The organism is Enterobacter sp. 186315, from assembly GCF_053290175.1.
The window spans coordinates 16031-33567 of sequence record NZ_JBPTTK010000020.1 but is presented as its reverse complement, the minus strand read 5'-3'; the positions used below and the strand labels follow the sequence as shown (position 1 = coordinate 33567).

Here is a 17537-nt window from a genome sequence, read left to right as displayed (position 1 = left end):
CGTCCAGGGCAGCCAGTACGGCAGTGACGACTGGCAGCGCTTCTACCGGGCCAATAACCTGGCGCCGAGCATGAGCCGGCGTGGCAACTGCTGGGATAATGCGGTGGCCGAATCGTTCTTCAGTTCGCTGAAAAAAGAACGGATCAGAAAACGCATATATAAAACCAGGGATCTGGCCCGGGCGGATCTTCGATTACATTGAAGTCTTCTATAACCGGTCCCGGCGCCACAGCCACCTCGGCGACGTCAGTCCGGAGGCCTTCGAACAGGCCTCGTCGTGAGGACAGGATTTGTCTACAGGCGTGGGGTCAGTCCAAACTATAGGGCAGGATCGTCTACCGGGGCGGGGTCAGTCCATCAACGGCTCGGAAGTGTCTAGATTATCCGTGGCGATTCAGTTACAGTACATCTCAGGTCTGCAGGGTTCAGGCCCTGTTCAGGCCTGAAAATTAAGCACATTTTCTGAGGCTGGAAATCAACTCATGCTGACAGCCTGAGCCTGTTGGCATGGTAAGCAATGTGCTCACCAATAAAGCTGGAAATGAAATAATAGCTGTGGTCGTATCCAGTATGATATCGGAACGACGCATTGAGGTTCATCTCATTGCATACTCTCTCAAGGATTTTGGTGCGCAGTTGCTCTTCATAAAAGGCGTCACTCAGCCCCTGATCAATGAAGATTTCTGGTAATTTTTCACCCTGTAAAATGAGGCTGACTGGATCGTAGGCTTCCCACGTTTTTCTGTTTTCACCCAGGTAAGCGCTAAATGCCTGTTGCCCCCATGGCACCTGAGAAGGCGATACTATCGGGGAAAATGCTGATACGCTCACATATTCACCAGGATTTCGCAGAGCCAGCACCAGAGCACCCAGCCCTCCCATAGAATGACCGGATATAGATTTTCTTGCCGTTGCAGGAAAATGATTCATGACGACATCCGGAAGCTCTCTGAGAATATAGTCATACATCCTGTAATGAACATTCCACGGCTGTTCCGTCGCGTTCAGATAAAAACCGGCCCCCTGGCCAAGATCGTAACTGTCGGCATCCGGGACATTATTACCCCGGGGACTGGTATCCGGGACAACAACGATGACGTTATGCCGGGCTGCATAATGCTGCATACCTGATTTGGTGATGAAATTCTGCTCAGTACAGGTCAGGCCCGACAACCAGTATAGTACCGGCAGTTTTTCTGTTACTGCTTTGGGAGGAAGATACACACCGAAATTCATTTCACAATTAAGGGATTGTGAATAATGCCGGTACACGTTTTGCCAGCCGCCAGAGCTGGCATGCTGCTCAATGAGTTCCATCAGCCGTTATCTCATGGTTATTTCCCCTGACCGAAGCCAGGGGAAGTATCTTTAAATCCGGACGTCAGATAAACGTATACGCCGTGATTTTGTTACCCGCCGGATCCCGCAGGTAGGCAGCATAGGCCCCGGGAAGGTGACCACGCGGGCCAGGTTGACCTTCATCAGCTCCACCGGCGGCAAGGCCGGCAGCATGGAAAGCATCAACCTCTTCCGGGGTGGCAGCAGCGAAGCCGACAGTCACCCCGTTAGCGGAAGGTGCTTCACCGTTGCCCGGACGGGCAATGATAAATGCCGGCTTTTCGCGGCCATAGAGTACCCAGCCGTTGCCAAACGGGCCGAGGTTATTGATACCAAGCGTGCCCAGGACGACATCGTAAAATGCGGAGGATTTCTCGACATCGGCTGCGCCAATGAACACATGAGAAAAGATGCCGTCACCAGAAATTACCGGAGTTGTCATTTTCCACTTCCTTCAGTTTGAGTTGATTAAAATTCTGATGGGATCAGTAATGAATCACTGTCCGGATAGATTTGCCTTCATGCATAAGCTCGAAGGCGTCATTGATTTCATCCAGTGTCATCGTATGGGTTACAAATGGCTCAAGGTCAATATCCCCCTTCATGGCATCCTCGACCATACCGGGGAGCTGAGTGCGGCCTTTTACTCCGCCAAACGCGGAACCTTTCCATACGCGCCCGGTGACCAGCTGGAAAGGACGGGTGGAAATCTCCTGTCCGGCCCCTGCGACACCAATGACAACGGACTGCCCCCACCCACGGTGAGCACTTTCCAGCGCTGCACGCATGACGTTAACGTTACCGATACATTCAAAGGTATGGTCAATACCCCACTTGTTGATATCCAGCAGAACATCTTTAATCGGTTTGTCATAATCATTCGGGTTAATGCAGTCAGTGGCCCCGAACTGACGGGCCAGGTCAAATTTTGTCGGATTAGTATCGATAGCGATAATACGTCCCGCTTTTGCCTGACGGGCCCCCTGTACCGCAGCCAGACCAATTGCCCCCAGACCAAAAATGGCAACTGAATCGCCCGGCTGCACTTTAGCCGTGTTATGGACGGCGCCAATACCGGTAGTCACGCCACAACCCAACAGGCAGACGTGTTCATGGTTCGCCTCCGGGTTAATTTTTGCCAGAGAAACCTCGGCCACAACGGTGTATTCACTGAATGTGGAACATCCCATGTAGTGGTAAAGAGGCTGACCGTTGTATGAAAAGCGAGTGGTCCCGTCAGGCATCAGTCCTTTGCCCTGAGTCTCGCGAACCGATACACAGAGGTTCGTTTTACCGGACTGGCAGAATTCACACTCCCCGCATTCAGCGGTGTAGAGCGGAATAACATGGTCACCCGGCTTCACACTGGTGACGCCTTCACCAACTTCAACGACGATACCGGCTCCCTCGTGGCCGAGAACCACCGGGAAAACGCCCTCAGGGTCATTCCCTGAGAGGGTAAAGGCATCGGTATGGCAGACACCTGTGTGGGTGTTTTTAATCAGCACCTCGCCTTTTTTAGGCGGAGCAACATCAATTTCAACAATCTCCAGGGGCTTCCCTGGTGCAAATGCAACAGCGGCACGTGATTTCATACGTAATATATCCTCAATGTAATAATGGCCTCACCTATTTAAGATAGGCACGAACCAGCTCAATCGTATCGTCAACTGATTTACTGACTTCATGACTGTAGCTGTCATTCTGGTCAAAGGTTTCCCGTATGTGGCTCTCCAGCACCTCTGCCATCAGTCCGTTAGCGGCGCCCCGGACGGCGGCGATTTGCTGGAGAACGGAACGGCATTCAGCGCCACTTTCAAGTGCTCTTTCCAGAGCATCAATCTGACCCCGGATACGGCGAACCCGGGTTAGGACCTTTTTTTTCTCTTCAGGAGTACTGGGCATTGCTTACCTCACTGCTCTGTATTTCTTATACTATAGGGGAGTATTACATTAAGATCAACACATACCCCACTATAGTATAATAAATATATCAGAGCACCGGTAATGACTCCAACTTACTGATAGTGTTTTATGTTCAGATAATGCCCGATGACTTTGTCATGCAGCTCCACCGATTTTGAGAACGACAGTGACTTCCTGCCCAGCCTTGCCAGATGCTGCCTCAGATTCAGGTTATGCCGCTCAATGCGCTGCGTATATCGCTTGCTGATAACGTGCAGTTCTCCCTTCAGGCGTGATTCATAAAGCGGCCAGCCATCCGTCATCCATACCACGACCTCAAAGGCCGACAGCAGGCCCAGAAGACGCTCCAGCGTGACCAACGTGCGTTCACCGAATACGTGCGCCACAACCGTCCTCCGTATCCTGTCATACGCGTAAAACAACCAGCGCTGGCGTGATTTAGCGCCGACGTAACCCCACTGTTCGTCCATTTCCGCGCAAACAATGACGTCACTGCCCGGTTGTATGCGTGAGTTTACCGACTGCGGCCTGAGTTTTTTAAGTGTCGTAAAATCGTGTTGAGGCCAACGCCCATAATGCGTGCACTGGCGCGACATCCGACGCCATTCATGGCCATATCAATAATTTTCTGGTGTGTACCGGGCTGAGAGACGGTGTAAGTGAACTGTAGCTGCCATGTTTTACGGCAGTGAGAGCAGAGATAGCGCTGATGTCCGGCAGTACTTTTACCGTTACGCACCACGCCTTCAGTAGCTGAACAGGAGGGACAGCTGATAGAAACAGAAGCCACTGGAGCACCTCAAAAACACCATCATACACTAAATCAGTAAGTTGGCACCATTACCCGAATTACCAGCGTCTGCTCTTGGCACGGAGCGGACCTATTTACTGAGCCGAAGGTCCGCTCAGACTAACTCATTAAAGCCTGGTTGTTTTATCGCATCATCAGCCGTGTTCTGAAGCATTAGCTATGTATCTTCAGGGATGCTGATTTTCCCTCTGCACCAGATAAACCAGAATACAGTTTGATGTCGGTCAAAAAAGACAGCTTTAAGTGCATGAAATGAATAATGTTTCTTGAATGCTGGCAAAGCACTGGGATCGTAGTGTTGATTATTAGACGATCGGTCAATATTATTTATTGACGACTTAATGACTGAACGGTAAACGCCCGGACAAACGAGGTGAACGTGTTTAAATCTTTATTAATCAACAAAACAGATGGACGCTATAGTGCGCAACTTGCTGAAATCGCTGAAAGTGAACTACCGCAGGGGGATGTGGAGGTCAATGTTGACTATTCATCCATCAACTACAAAGACGCACTGGCCATTACGGGCCGGGGCCCAATCGTCCGACGCTTTCCCATGGTGCCCGGCATTGATTTTACCGGTACAGTGTCCGCCAGTTCACATCCCGAATATCAGGCCGGAGATAAGGTTCTCCTGACCGGCTGGGGTGTTGGGGAAAAACACTGGGGCGGACTATCCGAAAAAGCACGGGTAAATGGAGACTGGCTGACGCCGCTCCCGGCTGGCGCTAACGGCAAACACGTAATGGCAATCGGAACAGCTGGGTTTACCGCGATGCTGTGCGTAGACGCACTTCTGAATCATGGTATTAAGCCTGAAGATGGTCCGGTACTTGTTACCGGTGCCAGCGGCGGCGTCGGGAGCATTGCGGCCATGATCCTTGCATCAATGGGGTACCGCGTTACGGCGTCTACTGGACGCCCGGAAGAGGCTGCCTGGCTCTATAAAACGGTCGGTGTGGACGAGATTATTAACCGTTCCGAGCTCTCCTGTCCCGGAAAACCGTTACAGAAAGAACGCTGGGCTGCCGCCATTGATACAGTCGGTAGCCATACGCTCTGCAATGTATGCGCCGGGGTGCGTTATGGCAGTATTGTTGCAGCCTGCGGCATGGCACAGGGGATGGAACTAATGGGGAATGTGGCTCCGTTTATCCTGCGTGGCGTCACGCTGAAAGGGATTGACAGTGTCATGTTCGCGAAGGAAAAAAGAGCGGCGATCTGGCAGCAGGCGGTACAGTATTTACCGGAGTCCAGACTGGATAGCCTGACCACCGTTTATCCGCTGAGTGATGCCATCAATGTGGCCGAAAAACTTCTGAGTGGCGGAATTCGTGGCCGGGCAGTAATTCAGTGTAGCTAATGAAGTGGAAGCCAGGCTCAGCCTGGGTTTGATAATTATTATCAGGGGCTGCGGCCCCTTTTTTACTTTTCAACAGCCGTGTCCTTAGAGGGCTGATAGCGTACTGACTTTTTGAAATAGCTCCAGAAGTCGTACACAGGCTGGGTTGAGCAATAAAGTTTGGCACGCATTACGGCACCCTCCCAACTGCTCCAGAAAATGGCCGCCAGTTGCGTATTATTCATATCGGAACGGATTTCGCCCGAAGATAACGCGTCGGACAGACAGCACGCCACAAGCGCCTGCCAGCGCTCAAGTATTTCGTGGAGCTGTTTGATAAAGGACAGTGGAAGACCCGGACTCTCCTGCATCATATTGCCAACCAGACAGCCCCGGGTGAAATTGTACTTTTTAATGCCGTCGCAGGCATCGTCGATGAAATTTTCCAGACGCATCATTGGTGTGAAGGATGATTCATACAGATGTTTTTGGAGTTTATGCACAAAGAAACTGTCATAGGCGCTCAGAACAGTCTGGGCATACTCTTCTTTGCTCTTGAAATAGTAATAAAATGAGCCTTTAGGAACACTGGCATTTTTGACAATGGCATCGACTCCCGTTGAAAGAAAACCATTCTGCGTGAGCAGTTCAAGCCCGCTTCGGATCAGGTCATTACGGGTATCTGTATAGGTACTCTCTGTTTTTCGTGGCCTGCCTCGCCCACGAATTTCGCCAGTCATGACTTTGCTCCTGCATTTTATTAACGGAAAAGAATAAGTGATTTTGCGCGGAGGCTTCAATCAGTTTATCCCCGGCGGTGACGAGGTGGCCACCTATGCCGACTGGACAGGGGACTGACTATTGCCATAACGCCATCGCAGGTTGCTTCAGTAAACCTGCTAATCCCGTACAATGGCGAATTCGCTATATCCGCTTCTCGCACTTAGCTGCCATAAATCGGCCAGGCAATCACAGGTCATTTCTGTCTCGCAAAGAAGGTGCCGTTTCTGCTTTGCGTTGACACCCCTAAATATTAGAATTAAAAGGAGAGAGTTACTGGAAAAAGGCAGCGGAGGCAGTGACAATCGTGGCTTGAAGCCACTACTCGATGGATGCGGACATGTAGTTGGCGTCATTCGACAAAACTAGCAAACTTCTAATAGTCACCATTTCTCCCGTCTGGCGGGAGTGCTGTCAAATGCCCCCCTCATCTCTGTGTGGGAAATGAAGGGTGAAGGGGAAATAGATGACAGCGTTATTTCTACGCCCAGAATACTGAATACCTTGTACAGACGATCAATACTGGCGCTAGCAGGGTTTGCTTCCAGGCGGGCATAGGTTTGCTGCGTTACGGCAAGCCTCTCAGACACATCTTTTTGCGTGAAGCCCTTGATTTTGCGAAACCCGATTAGCACAGGTCTGAGCTGGTTCAGCGTTTTTATCGGGAACTGATTATTCATAAGTGACCTGCCTCGCAGACTGAGTAGGGAGTACCGCCCTGTAATACAGCAGGTAAGGTGTATTTTGTGTTATACAGACTATAGGCTGTAAAACCTTTATTGAAAAGATGCTGATGTTCCAGGGGCATGCCGAGCATGGACGATTTTCTGCGGGGCGGTATTTCGCTACGGGGGAGATTGCGTTCGGGCAATGTACCGGTGTAAAAAACGTCAATTTTTCAAAACCGCTGTTATCGGGATAAGCTGAAAACTCCGAAGGCAGACACAGCCACGAATAATGTCAGACTTAAACTCTGTAGCTGTCTTCTTTTGCCTGTAAATAACGTCTAGTTTGACTCTGATGAAGGCTGTACCAGGCAGAGAACATGTCACTCTCGGGGCCGGATGATAAAATGTGTTCAACTGGCTGGGCAGGGTAATAGCGAAGAACGTTCTCTGAAATTCGATTCAGCTCAGCGTAACGTGCGCTGTAGGTATGTATAATCCATTGCATCAATTTTGCATCCGTATTATTCGCAGATTACACACAAGAAGCTTAACAATGGCTGAAAGAGTGAGCAGGGATATGTAACAAAAACAAGGGCTTCAAGATGAACTGGATAAAACCGGAGCAGAGCAAGCCCTGTTCCGGTTTGTCAGGCTTTGGAATTTCTTCCAGGCCCCTGCAGCTAGTCACAACAAACACATTAATGTTTTCATTGCTTCAATTCAATATTATTGTGTGAAAGGGATTCCATCGAAATCGGCTTATGCATGCTTAAAACTAAACTGCCCCGGCTGCAGTCATTTGGTTGCTGTGGGCTCTGTACTGTGTCTAATAGTGAAAGAATCTTACGTTATAACGAAGGAAATTGCTGAATGACTCTACGATTGCAGACGGAATCACCCGCTGACCAGGATATGTTTAGAGGCAGCAGTCATGAAAAAGTTGCAGAGAATGTGGCTCAGATCATCAGGACACCTGATGTCAATATTATTGGTCTGGAAGGTGAGCTGGGTTCAGGTAAGTCAACAATATTGAAGTTCCTGCAGAAAAAGCTTAAAGATGATTTTACGTTCATTAACTTTGATGCAGAACGTTACCATCATGGCTCAACTAAAAAAGCGCTTATCGATGTCATCCACCACGGGGTCAGCCTACAATGTCCGGGCTCCCGGGATGTGTTGGATAAGTATAAAAATCTGGCTCTGGGTAACATCGTTGAATACGACAAGAGGGTCAGCAGCAGGCTAAGCTGGTTGACCGTCGTTTTTATTTTACTGTCATTGCTTTCCGTGCAGATGCTTCGTTATGTGCTAACAGACCTTAATCAATATTTTACTAACAAGGAGTCATTATTAGGGTGGCTTTTTTATGTTGAGGTGGCCGCGTTTCTTTCTCCTGCCATTATGGTCGCAGGACTGGCATGCCTGCAGAACATGGAATGGTACAGAAAGAAAGGGTATTCGAGTATTGGTGATTTGTTCAAACGCAACAGTACTGACAGGATTGAAGAGACTTGGCTAGTTAATAAGGAGGTCGGAGCTATTGAGCTGGCTGAAGCTCTGCAGGGATTTACCTCCAAAGAGGTCATTTCCCATGGAGATCGCTTCATCCTTATCATTGATAATCTGGACCGAATCAGTGCAGACAAAGTGAAAGAGCTCTGGAGTGATATGGAGCTTATTGCCGGAGCCACTCATGAACACTTCAGGATAGTGGTGCCCTATTCGGCAAGACAGGTTTCAGCCTCACTTTCTGTGGCGGGTTTCAGCGGGCGTGAGTTTATTGCAAAGCGGATTCCTGTAAGTTTTCAGGTTCCTCCTCTTATTTCGGCAGGATGGCAGGAAGCGTTAAGGCAGTACTGGAAAGAAACAGTAAATGAGGATGCAGGGATAGCGTGCCGGGAAGCAACGGTGTTGCTTGAGCGCTGGAAACCCTCTGAGTATCCTCGTATCACACCGCGATTAATGAAGAAGTTTGTTAATGATATTCATATTCTGAACCTTACCGTTCCTGCAACAGAAGATCATCGCCATATTCTTATTGCTCTCTACTTACTGGTGGTCAGATACGGGGAGCGAGATATTAAAGTATTACTTCGCGATCCCAAAGCTAGTCAGACCGAACCCGGTATTGCTCCGGATGATTTTGACGAGATGCTCTCGCTAACTTATCAACAAATATCCCGAATTTTTAATAACGATACAGAAAGATGGAGCGAATTTCTGATGAGCATCCACTATCAGTCCACGGTGGAGCTTGCCAGGAGCGAGTTGCTTGATACGCCTCTTAAAGACGCGATTGGTGCTATAAATATCCCACGGCTTGAAGAACTGACGGCCTTGTGGGGTTTCGCTGAAGCATGGCAGCGAGTGGCACCACATATTCAGATGCGAGACTGGCTGGTTTCTTATAGCCGGATGGATGAGAAGTGTCAGGCTCTCGCCGAACCGCAACTCAAAGTCGCAGTGCAAATGCTGAATCAGAGTTATGCTGTTTCACTCAGAGAAAAGAATGATGAAGGTTTCGTATTGAGTCTGCAGAAACTGATGGCTGACGGGCGGATAAGCCTAGAGCCTTTCGTCGAAAGGCAAATATCGTTTATTGTGAGTAAACTTGATGAAATTCAGGATTCAGAAAAATTGGAGGCTGAATCCACGCAGACGTTGCTGCAGGAAGCTGATTCATACTCTGTTCTGGCCGGTGAATCACTACTGAATAAAATGGAGAATTTTGTAGATGGCGTATTTTATGTGGAATACCTTGTCAATAATGAAGAGACCTTGTCAAACCTGAAAATTGGCACACTAGATATCGGAAATCACGGTCGGGAGGAGATGTTACGCTATGGAGCTGAGCAACCTCAGATAGACCTTTTTAATCCGGGAATTATCCGGCATATCAATATTGCATCGAAGGCGGTACAGAACGTAATTGGAAAGAATGATGGTACAGGTGGGGCTCAGGTTAGCTCTGCAATAATGACGCTTAAAAATCGTCAGGTTGTTGAGGACGTTATCCATTTCAGAAAAATTGTTCTGAGCCCGGACTGGAATAATAATGTTTTAAATCAATATTATCTTAATAATACGGCGACGAGGAATCTCTTCCCTGCGGAATTTGCTGCACAGGCTGTTGCTCACATGGTGCTCCATGGTAACTATGCCGGTATCGAGTCGTACAGTGAACATATTGGTGAGGAACGGTTTGACCTGGCTTTGGCTGCATATCTTCGTTATCTACGTACTGCCGAGAGTATCTTTATAGCACTTAAGGATAAAAATGTTCTGCCGTACATCAAAAATGCTGTTGGCAGGATTGTTGATTTAGGTCTTCTGGTGAATATACCTGTCCTGAGCTTTGTTAAAGGTCAGTATGACGTCATCAAAGAAGCTACAAATGCAACCTCTCTTTTAATATTTGTGCGAGAGCGTCAAAAAGCACTGTCAGAGAAAATAATTGAGTCTGATGTGAATGCTATGGGTCCAGTATTTCTCCATGACGTATATCAGTCAGGTGAGCAGTTTGATATTTTGAAGAAAAAGCTGAACGCCCTGGCATGTGGAGTATTTAGTTCTTCTGAAAGGCTTATTGAGTGTTTTACGGTTCTTCCTGTGAACATGCGCTTTATCCTTGAACAAATGCAACTTCAGGGGCAGCATATCCGGATGGAAGGTAGTGTGGGTATCTTTGCATCATGGTTCCGTGATGCAGAGCCAGACGTTGTCACAAATGCCGAGAACATTCATTTCCTGTGGTCTTGCCTCGACGATACCCAGAGAGAGACTGTACTTGATGAGTTGCACGATGTCTTACTTGAAAGACATATTCGTATTGACAGCCGTATTGCGATTATTACCCGTTTTCATAATGAGTTGTCGTTTATTGAACCTGAGAAGGCCGTTGAACGCAGGGCTATTGCGGCGCTGTTTAGCGCTTCTGTTGATAATGTATTATTGTCTCAATGGCTTGACCGTCAGACGTTTTCATTTTCATCATGGTCTCCGGAGGACGCCCGTACGGCAACGAGTTGTATAATGAATAACTCGGAGATTTTTCCTCTCATCTGCAGGAATTCACAGTATATTAAAAACAGAATGTTACCAGAGAAAGCGGACGTTACAGAAGATAGTGATACGTTTCCGGACTGAGTTCGTTCTTTAAATCCTATACCTGAAGACCACAGCGGTGGTCTTTGGGAGTTTTTTTATTGCCTGATATACATTAAGCATGTTATATCTTGCTAAGAAATAATCATTCAGGGATTAATCATAACTACTGAAGTTATGTTGTGTTCTTTTCTTTTAAAAATAAATTATTCAGATTTATTTTCTATTGATTTAATGAGGTAGGGAATGACAGAAAGTGCTTTGCTTTTGCGAGAGGCATTTAATGAATCGGTTAACTATATGACATGGTCTTTTTATTCACTGATAACTGCTTACGTTTCGATGGCTTTTTATGATAGAGTTGAGGTTAAGACCCGAATAAATAATTATCTGAATAAGTTACTTTTCGTGATTGCTATGTCCGTTTTTATCCCAAATATGTACTTTGTTTCAATGGTGTTCAGTCAGAAGTTAGGCACCGCAGCTGGCGTTGCGTCATTCATTATTGGGCTACTTTTCATGATGTTAAACTCGGCGCCTGTAATTACTGGTATCGTACAGCAGCGCAAAGATTGAGTTTTATGAGTATAGTCAGTTGGGTTTTCATCTGTTTTATCAGACTTAGAAAAATGAAATCTTTCAATTCATTGATTTTAAACGCAAAAAAATTTCTAAATGATCAGAATTATAGGGTGCTCGCTCTGCTCCATCACCGAGCACGAAGGCCGTATCATTCAGAGCCGCTCTGAAGACTCCATCGTTAACGAGATCGAAGCCATTCGCGACACGGTGCCGGGCTTTACCGGGATTATCTCCGATCTGGGCGGCCCGACCGCCAATATGTATATGCTGCGCTGTAAGTCGCCGCGCGCGGAGCAAACCTGCCGCCGCCTGTCGTGCGTCTATCCGAGCATCTGCGAGCACATGGACACCAACCATGAGCCGACGATCAACCTCTATCGCCGCGCCCGCGACCTGAAGGGCATCAAGAAGATCCTGATCGCCTCAGGCGTGCGTTACGACATCGCCGTGGAAGATCCGCGCTACATCAAAGAGCTGGCGACGCACCACGTCGGCGGGTATCTGAAGATTGCGCCAGAGCACACCGAAGAAGGCCCGCTGTCAAAAATGATGAAGCCGGGCATGGGCAGCTACGATCGCTTCAAAGAGCTGTTCGACACCTACTCTAAGCAGGCGGGCAAAGAGCAGTATTTGATCCCCTACTTTATCTCCGCGCACCCGGGTACGCGTGATGAAGACATGGTGAACCTCGCCCTGTGGCTGAAGCAGCGCCGCTTCCGTCTGGATCAGGTGCAGAACTTCTATCCGTCGCCGCTCGCCAATTCCACGACCATGTATTACACCGGGAAAAACCCGCTGAGTAAGGTGGGTTATAAGAGTGAGGATGTGGTGATCCCGAAAGGCGATAAACAGCGCCGTCTGCACAAAGCGCTGCTGCGCTATCACGATCCGAAAAACTGGCCGCTGATCCGCCAGGCGCTGGAAGAGATGGGTAAAAAGCACCTGATTGGCTCGCGTCGCGACTGCCTGGTGCCTGCGCCGACGCTGGAGGAGATGCGCGAAGCGCGTCGTCAGAACCGCAATACGCGCCCTGCGCTGACCAAACATACGCCGATTGTGCATCAGCGTTCGAACGGTAGCGCAGGGGCGAAAAAACCGGTGAAGCGTAAAGCGTAATCCGGTTATGGCCGGGCGGAGGACTCTTTTTTCTGCCTGGCCGTATCTTGCTTCAGTCCCTGTTTCAGACTGCCCGAATCCGGGTAAACAACGTCATCAACTGCCCACATTTTCCCTTTCGGGATAAGCTTCAGGGTCAGCGTCTTTTTTCCCTGCCCGGTAAGCGTGTAACTCACCCGCATCGACTCTTCAAACTGTGACGGATTCGCCAGGTTTACGCGGGTTACTTTTCGCAGTGAGAATTTGCCGTCCTGACAGGCGCAGAGCGGGTTGAAGTTCAGATACGGCACTTCGTCTTCAGGCGTCGCCGCCGCGTTTTCCTGAATGGCGGCGAACAGATCCTTTGAATAGACGCGCTGAGCGTCCAGCTTGCTGAGATCGGAATACAGATTCATCACAAATGTTTTCGGGCTTTGCGCCGGGGAATCACTGAATTGTGCCGGGGTTTGAGCAAATACCGCTGCCGGAAGCAGCAGCAGCGAAAAGAGAACATGTTTCATAGCAGAAATCCGTTTTGCTAAGGGAAGTCTGCTGAGTGTATGTGGGCGGCGCGCAAAGCAACAGCCCTGATAAACAAAACCCGGGGAATTCCCCGGGTTTTCGGATTTTAGCCTTAGCCGCCAAACTGGTCCGGATCCGGCCCCAAACGCTTGCCCTGATCCAGCTTCGCAATCTCACCGAGCTCGTCTTTGTCCAGGCGGAAGTCCCAGACGTCGAAATTCTCGGCGATACGCGCCGGGGTGACCGATTTCGGGATCACCACCAGGCCGCTGTCCAGATGCCAGCGAATGACAATCTGCGCCGGGGTTTTGCCGTACTTATCGGCGAGATCGCGGATGATTTTCTGATTGAAAACGCCATCGCCGCCCTGCGCCAGCGGGCTCCAGGATTCGGTCTGGATCTTGTGCGTGGCGTTCCAGCTGTGAAGCTGGCGCTGCTGCATCAGCGGGTGCAGCTCAATCTGGTTAATCACCGGCGCCACGCCCGTTTCGTCAATCAGACGTTGCAGATGGTGGACCTGGAAATTACAGACGCCGATGCTTTTTACCAGCCCGGCTTCCTGCAATGCGATCAACCCTTTCCAGGCTTCAACGTAGTGGTCGATAGCCGGAACCGGCCAGTGGATCAGATAGAGATCGACGAAATCGAGCTGAAGCTTGTCCAGACTCTCTTGCAGGGCCTCCTGCGGGCGTTTCTGATCGTCGTTCCACAGTTTGGTGGTAATGAACAGGTCGTCGCGGGAAACGCCCGCGCTGGCGAGTGCTTTACCCACGCCCTCTTCATTTTTGTAGGCGGCCGCGGTATCAATCGAGCGATAGCCGACTTCCAGTGCTTTATGAATGGCGGATACGACCTCGTCGTTACCGGCTTTCCATACGCCCAGCCCCAGCTGGGGCATCACGTTGCCGTCCTGAAGCTTGATTACGGTTTGGTTTGCCATTTTTCCTCCTTCAATTGCTCATCGCCGGAGGGAGCCCCGGCGATGGGGTGTGCATTAAGTCTGGACGAAATGTCAAAAAACGAAAGGCGGGTGACTAAAAACGCTTAGCGTGCCGCTTCATAGATGCGACGGCTCACGTCCAGCGTGATGTCGCCGTGCTCGCCCAGTTGGGTCATGCCGTGCTCTTCCAGTTTTGCCAGCAGGGCAGGGATAGAGCTGCCGTCCAGGCCATAGCCGGAGAGGCGGGTTGGCACGCCGAGAGACTCAAAGAAGCCGCGGGTTGCTTCGATGGCCGCATCGATACGCGCGTCGTCAGAGCCTTCTGTGATGTTCCATACGCGCTCGGCGTATTGCAGCAGCTTGGCGCGCTTGGTGTCGCGTTTTTCGTTCCACAGCGCAGGCAGAACCACCGCCAGCGTCTGGGCGTGATCCAGGCCGTGCATTGCCGTCAGCTCGTGGCCCAGCATGTGGGTCGCCCAGTCCTGCGGCACGCCGGCACCGATCAGGCCGTTCAGCGCCTGGGTTGCCGCCCACATCACGTTGGCGCGCACGTCGTAGTTTTCTGGCTCTTTCAGCGCTTTCGGGCCATCTTCCACCAGCGTCAGCAGAATGCCTTCTGCAAAACGATCCTGAATTTTGCCGTCAACCGGATAGGTAACGTACTGCTCAACGGTGTGAACAAAGGCATCCACCACGCCGTTCGCCACCTGGCGCGCGGGCAGGGTGTAGGTGTAAACCGGATCCAGGATCGCAAAGACGGGCTGAACGTGTTCGTTCATAAAGGCCTGTTTGTCGCCGGTGGTTTTACGGGAGATCACCGCGCCTTTGTTGGATTCAGAGCCGGTCGCGGGCAGCGTCAGCACGGAGCCCATCGGGATCGCGCTTTTCACGTCGCTGCCGCGGGTTTCCAGGATATGCCACGGATCGATGCCGTCCGGATAATGCGCGGCGGCGGCGATAAATTTGGTGCCGTCGAGAACCGAACCGCCGCCTACGGCCAGCAGGAAGGTGATCTTCTCGTCGCGGGCAATTTTCACCGCGTTCATCAGCGTTTCATAGGATGGGTTAGGCTCAATGCCGCCGAACTCACGCACGTTCAGACCTTCCAGAGCGCTGTAGACCTGATCCAGCACGCCGGTTTTTTTCACGCTGCCGCCACCGTAGGTGATCAGCACGCGAGCGTCCGCCGGGATCTGATCGCGCAGGTCGGCGATAGCGCCTTTACCAAACAGAATGCGGGTTGGGGTGTGGAGATTAAAGTTGTTCATTGCTCGTTCCCTTATGTGGGTGAAAAACCGTGGTGGCGCAGATGGCTACCTGATGCTGCACATTGTGGCCATCCGGCGCTATCCTCTCAATGCACATTCCTGCCGATGTCTTGCCCATTTCTACAGAGCGCTGGAGAAATCGAGAGAAACTGCGCACACTGTGAAGGTCGGAAACCGTACCCGGAGTAAGTTAAAATGAACCGTGAAGAGATTTGCCTTCAGCTCACCTCGCAAATTAACAGGCTGAAAGTAAAAGAAAATAGCCTAAGCGAGATGCTGCCTGATATCCGCCTGCTCTACGGCACGCAGCCGGGAACCCGCACCCCGGTGATGTACCAGCCGGGCATCGTGTTTCTCTTTTCCGGGCATAAAATTGGGTATATCAACGAGCGCGTGTTTCGTTACGACACCAATGAATATCTGCTGCTGACGGTACCTTTACCCTTCGAATGTGAAACCTTCGCGACGGAGGCGGTGCCGCTGGCGGGTATTCGCCTGAACGTGGATATTCTCCAGTTGCAGGAGCTGCTAATGGACATCGGCGAAGACGAACTCTTCCAGCCGTCGATGGCGGCAAGCGGGATTAACTCCGCGACCTTGTCCGATGAAATCCTCTGTGCGATTGAGCGTCTGCTGGACGTGATGGAACGGCCGCTGGACGCGCGCATTCTCGGCAAGCAGATTATCCGCGAAATTCTCTATCACGTGCTGCTCGGGCCGGGGGGCGGGGCGCTGCTGGCGCTGGTGAGCCGTCAGACCCATTTCAGCCTGATTAGCCGCGTTTTGAAACGCATTGAGAGCCAGTACACGGAAAACCTCAGCGTCGACCAGCTGGCGGCGGAGGCCAACATGAGCGTGTCGGCGTTTCACCATAATTTTAAATCCGTGACCAGCACCTCGCCGCTGCAATATCTGAAAACGTACCGCCTGCACAAAGCGCGGATGCTGATGATCCACGACGGCATGAAGGCCAGCGCGGCGGCAATGCGGGTCGGGTATGAAAGCGCGTCGCAGTTCAGTCGGGAGTTTAAGCGCTACTTTGGCGTGACGCCGGGGGAAGATGCGTCACGTATCAGAACAATGCAGGGAGTTTAGAGTTTTTCCCTCTCCCTGTGGGAGAGGGTCAGGGTGAGGGGAACATACGGCTGTGGTGGTTATTCCGTTCACCTTAGGTTCCTTGCTTCTCTGTCACCACAATACGTGTGAACGTGTCAGGGAGGCTCACCGCCGCCTCCCTGACCACCCGGGCTCCCGGCAAGAAAATCGCCGCTTCGCGGTGGCCCTCAGCTTATTCCTTCATGCTATCGGGTCGGGCACCAGCCTGCATCCATGCAGGCTATGCCCTCTCGGCGCGTCCATGCGCCTCGCCCCGGCATTGCGGAAACGCTTCGGCGATTTACAGCCGGACCAGGGTGCCATTTGCAGGTACTGGAGTCGCTGGAACAGTTCCCTCTCCCTGGGGGAGAGGGTCAGGGTGAGGGGATCACGCGCTGCAATACTTCTTCTTAATCACTACCGCAATTGTCCCCACCAGTCCGGCAACCAGCAGGAAAATTGGTAGGATCATCAGGAAAGTCATCACCTGATCTTCATGACGTTTCACAAACGGGATCATGTTCAGCGCATAGCCGAGCGAGGTCACTACGCCCACCCACAGCAGCGCGCTCAGCCAGTTAAAGAACTGGAAACGGCGATTCGACAGGCCAGAGATGCCCGCCATGGTTGGCAGTAGCGTGCGGACAAAGGCCAGAAAACGCCCGGCAAGCAGCGCGAGTAGGCCGTGGCGGTCAAACATGCAGGTCGCACGCTGGTGGTATTTATGCGGGAGCTGGGCCAGCCAGCCTTTCACCACGCGCGTGTTGCCGAGCCAGCGACCCTGCAAATAGCTTAACCAGCAGCCGAGGCTGGCGGCGGAGGTCAGAATGACCATGGTCGGCGTGAAGTCCATCACCCCTTTGCCGATTAACGCACCGGCCAACAACAGCAGGCTGTCGCCGGGAAGAAACGAGGCGGGCAGTAATCCATTTTCCAGAAACAGGGTCGCAAACATCACGAGGTAAACAATCCCCACAACGTGCGGGTCCGCCAGCGCGGCAAAATCGTGATGCCAGAGTGCCGAAATAATATCTTGAATAACAGCCATGGACTTTCCTGTGGAACA

At 51.0% G+C, this 17537-nt stretch carries 15 protein-coding genes and 2 pseudogenes; 6 read left to right on the top strand and 11 right to left on the bottom strand.

Features of this window, described 5'->3' with window-relative positions; all coding sequences use genetic code 11:
* Window positions 1-4: 4 nt before the first annotated feature.
* A pseudogene (locus ACSVHP_RS18500) lies at window positions 5-281 on the top strand (IS3 family transposase); the annotation flags it as partial.
* Between the two features lie 199 nt (window positions 282-480).
* Here ACSVHP_RS18500 and fghA read toward each other — a convergent pair.
* The 5 genes from fghA to ACSVHP_RS18475 form a co-directional block, all read right to left on the bottom strand.
* Window positions 481-1317 carry an S-formylglutathione hydrolase gene (gene fghA, locus ACSVHP_RS18495; protein ID WP_012561110.1) on the bottom strand — a complete coding sequence of 279 codons (837 nt, stop codon included), beginning with the start codon at window positions 1315-1317 and terminating at the stop codon, window positions 481-483.
* 64 nt (window positions 1318-1381) lie between these two features.
* Window positions 1382-1780 (bottom strand): VOC family protein, encoded by a 399-nt coding sequence (locus ACSVHP_RS18490; RefSeq protein ID WP_012561111.1) that lies wholly within the window; start codon window positions 1778-1780, stop codon window positions 1382-1384.
* A 43-nt stretch (window positions 1781-1823) separates the two neighbouring features.
* Entirely contained in the window at window positions 1824-2933 is a 1110-nt protein-coding gene (frmA, locus tag ACSVHP_RS18485; RefSeq protein WP_017384070.1) for an S-(hydroxymethyl)glutathione dehydrogenase, read from the bottom strand.
* A 34-nt stretch (window positions 2934-2967) separates the two neighbouring features.
* Complete coding sequence (frmR, locus tag ACSVHP_RS18480) at window positions 2968-3243, bottom strand: formaldehyde-responsive transcriptional repressor FrmR (RefSeq protein WP_017384071.1); 276 nt, start codon at window positions 3241-3243, stop codon at window positions 2968-2970.
* Between the two features lie 113 nt (window positions 3244-3356).
* Window positions 3357-4054 (bottom strand): IS1 family transposase gene (locus ACSVHP_RS18475; RefSeq protein WP_223195083.1). Its coding sequence is split into 2 segments (ribosomal slippage): window positions 3357-3805 and window positions 3805-4054, totalling 699 coding nucleotides; the frame shifts between segments, so codons are not numbered across the junction.
* A gap of 400 nt (window positions 4055-4454) precedes the next feature.
* On the opposite strand from ACSVHP_RS18475, the gene acuI reads away from it, so the two are divergent.
* Window positions 4455-5438 carry an acrylyl-CoA reductase (NADPH) gene (acuI, locus tag ACSVHP_RS18470; protein WP_023280857.1) on the top strand — a complete coding sequence of 328 codons (984 nt, stop codon included), beginning with the start codon at window positions 4455-4457 and terminating at the stop codon, window positions 5436-5438.
* Window positions 5439-5500: 62 nt separating this feature from the next.
* Here acuI and acuR read toward each other — a convergent pair whose 3' ends face one another.
* Window positions 5501-6157, bottom strand: coding sequence for an acrylate utilization transcriptional regulator AcuR (gene acuR, locus ACSVHP_RS18465; RefSeq protein ID WP_023280966.1), 657 nt, complete (start codon window positions 6155-6157; stop codon window positions 5501-5503).
* Between the two features lie 423 nt (window positions 6158-6580).
* Window positions 6581-6877 carry a helix-turn-helix transcriptional regulator gene (locus tag ACSVHP_RS18460; RefSeq protein WP_023314851.1) on the bottom strand — a complete coding sequence of 99 codons (297 nt, stop codon included), beginning with the start codon at window positions 6875-6877 and terminating at the stop codon, window positions 6581-6583.
* Window positions 6878-7735: 858 nt separating this feature from the next.
* Here ACSVHP_RS18460 and ACSVHP_RS18455 point away from each other — a divergent pair.
* The 3 genes and pseudogenes from ACSVHP_RS18455 to ACSVHP_RS18445 all read left to right on the top strand — a co-directional run.
* The gene (locus ACSVHP_RS18455) at window positions 7736-11011 is read left to right on the top strand and encodes a P-loop NTPase fold protein (RefSeq protein WP_023314849.1); all 3276 of its coding nucleotides are present in this window, start codon (window positions 7736-7738) and stop codon (window positions 11009-11011) included.
* Between the two features lie 204 nt (window positions 11012-11215).
* Complete coding sequence (locus ACSVHP_RS18450) at window positions 11216-11545, top strand: hypothetical protein (protein ID WP_000140246.1); 330 nt, start codon at window positions 11216-11218, stop codon at window positions 11543-11545.
* Between the two features lie 114 nt (window positions 11546-11659).
* A pseudogene (locus ACSVHP_RS18445) lies at window positions 11660-12667 on the top strand (DUF3362 domain-containing protein); the annotation flags it as partial.
* Window positions 12668-12672: 5 nt separating this feature from the next.
* Here ACSVHP_RS18445 and ACSVHP_RS18440 read toward each other — a convergent pair.
* The 3 genes from ACSVHP_RS18440 to yqhD form a co-directional block, all read right to left on the bottom strand.
* Window positions 12673-13167, bottom strand: coding sequence for a DUF3828 domain-containing protein (locus ACSVHP_RS18440; RefSeq protein ID WP_447552664.1), 495 nt, complete (start codon window positions 13165-13167; stop codon window positions 12673-12675).
* 113 nt (window positions 13168-13280) lie between these two features.
* On the bottom strand, window positions 13281-14108 hold the full coding sequence (gene dkgA / locus ACSVHP_RS18435) for a 2,5-didehydrogluconate reductase DkgA (protein ID WP_447552663.1): 828 nt from the start codon (window positions 14106-14108) through the stop codon (window positions 13281-13283).
* A gap of 104 nt (window positions 14109-14212) precedes the next feature.
* Window positions 14213-15376: an alcohol dehydrogenase gene (gene yqhD / locus ACSVHP_RS18430; RefSeq protein ID WP_447552662.1), complete on the bottom strand. Its 1164-nt coding sequence runs from the start codon at window positions 15374-15376 to the stop codon at window positions 14213-14215.
* A gap of 195 nt (window positions 15377-15571) precedes the next feature.
* Between yqhD and ACSVHP_RS18425 the strand changes: the two genes are divergently transcribed.
* Window positions 15572-16471, top strand: a complete 900-nt coding sequence (locus tag ACSVHP_RS18425) for an AraC family transcriptional regulator (RefSeq protein WP_234674984.1) — start codon at window positions 15572-15574, stop codon at window positions 16469-16471.
* A gap of 388 nt (window positions 16472-16859) precedes the next feature.
* Here the strand turns inward: ACSVHP_RS18425 and yghB are convergent, their stop codons facing one another.
* Complete coding sequence (gene yghB, locus ACSVHP_RS18420) at window positions 16860-17519, bottom strand: DedA family general envelope maintenance protein YghB (RefSeq protein WP_234674985.1); 660 nt, start codon at window positions 17517-17519, stop codon at window positions 16860-16862.
* Between the last annotated feature and the right edge of the window lie 18 nt (window positions 17520-17537).